Annotated in this window: 2 protein-coding genes; one reads left to right on the forward strand and one right to left on the reverse strand. The window is 59.9% G+C overall.

Features of this window, described 5'->3' with window-relative positions; translation table 11 throughout:
• Positions 1 to 382: 382 nt before the first annotated feature.
• The gene (locus EOA33_RS35405; RefSeq protein ID WP_126054489.1) at positions 383 to 685 is read left to right on the forward strand and encodes a DUF982 domain-containing protein; all 303 of its coding nucleotides are present in this window, start codon (positions 383 to 385) and stop codon (positions 683 to 685) included.
• 279 nt (positions 686 to 964) lie between these two features.
• Here the strand turns inward: EOA33_RS35405 and EOA33_RS35410 are convergent.
• A partial coding sequence (locus tag EOA33_RS35410) for a hypothetical protein (protein WP_127407696.1) occupies positions 965 to 1497 on the reverse strand: 533 nt, incomplete at its 5' end.

Below are 1497 nucleotides of genomic sequence, written 5' to 3' on the forward strand. Positions count from 1 at the left end.
TCATTATACAGGTCAGGCGATGCGCCTTGTATGGTCATTGCGATGTCCTCCCCTTGTGCGACGCGCCTCCACGCGTTGGTTGCGCAGGTTATGCCTGACGCAAGGGAACCGGCAAGCAACCCATTTGCCGGCTTTGGCCTTAAAGATATTCAATGAGAATCGTGCTTATCGCAGGCCGGTATTGCGGATTCCTCCTTTTTGTCGCGCGAGTCGGCGATCGGCTTTCAACCCTCCTTTGCCGGCGTTCGATCGTAGCAATGGGATCGGCCGCGTTGCTTCGAGGCATCATTTTTTTGCGCGCTCATTTGATTTTTGTGGAACCAAATGGTCCGCCGGGTGTTTAATGTGGTTCTGTGCACCGCGATCGGCCGGGAGGAAAACGATGGATCGCTTGCATTTCTTTACGCCCGTGCGGATTCTGCCTGGGCAAGGTCAGCCTGTGGAAGAAGTGGACAGTGTCGCCGAGGCGATGGTGTTCCTGCGGAAATGGCCGACGGGGCGGCGCGGACCGGTTTATCAATGCGCCCTGAATTGCTGTTCCGCCGCCATGGCCGGCAATATGTCGGCCGAGGAAGCGAGAAAGGCCTTTACCGGCTTCGCCCGCATCACCCGTCTGCTCGACGACGACATGGCCATGCCGATCGGCGGCGAGGCGATGGACAACGTTTACGCCTTACGTCGGTAGGCGCCGTATCTCGCCAGAACTGGCTGGTGTTCGTGCCCTTGCGGCGCGGACCGTGGCTCCTTGCTTATCCGTTGGCTTTCTCAGTTCCCATCACGAGGCACGGCCGTTTGAGGGCGCACAAGACGACGGGTTGACAGAGGGGTCGGTTTGCTCGGCCGCCGCGTGCCGTTCCGAGGTGGTGACGTCCCAGCCCGTCTCCTCGCAACCGTTTGTGCTGATACTTCAAGCTTGTTCCCCACATCTTCATGCACTTGGCGCCGCCACAGGAAATTCCCTGGCTCAGGCCGCCGGCGCCGCATGGAGCATGGGTTGTTCTTCGATGCTGTCGGACAGATCTGACGGAGATGCCTCGCTTCCGGCTGTGTCCCGCAGAACGAATGTCGCGATCAGGAAGGCCTGCACCACCACCAGGGCGTAGCTGGCCAGAATGACCGCGCAGGGCACGACGAAATTTAACTGCGGCGCGGCGCCAAGCACGACAGGGACGGTCCAGGATACGGCGGAAATGACGCCGCAGCCGATCAACGCCGCCTTGGTGCGGCCCTTGACCCCGGACAGAAGCGGATGGCCGATCCGCTGGCGCAGGAATGGCAGCACAAGCCGATGAATGGCTAAGCCATTGATCGACAGGATGGCGACGATGGTCACTTTGGCCCAGATTTTCGGGTTCATCAGCTTTTGCGGTTCCGCCACCTGATAGACCAGAAGAAAACCGATGCCGGAAATCCAGAGCATCAGGAGCCCCGTCGCCACAAAACGGCTGATCCATCCGACATTGCCGACGAGTTCGGCGGTGACGACCATTCGACGGT

This window comes from Mesorhizobium sp. M4A.F.Ca.ET.050.02.1.1 (assembly GCF_003997725.1).
Lineage (GTDB): Bacteria > Pseudomonadota > Alphaproteobacteria > Rhizobiales > Rhizobiaceae > Mesorhizobium.

Excerpts from the sequence above, each read along its gene's own strand:
- EOA33_RS35405 (WP_126054489.1), top strand. The coding sequence starts at position 383 with ATGGATCGCTTGCATTTCTTTACGCCCGTGCGGATTCTGCCTGGGCAA.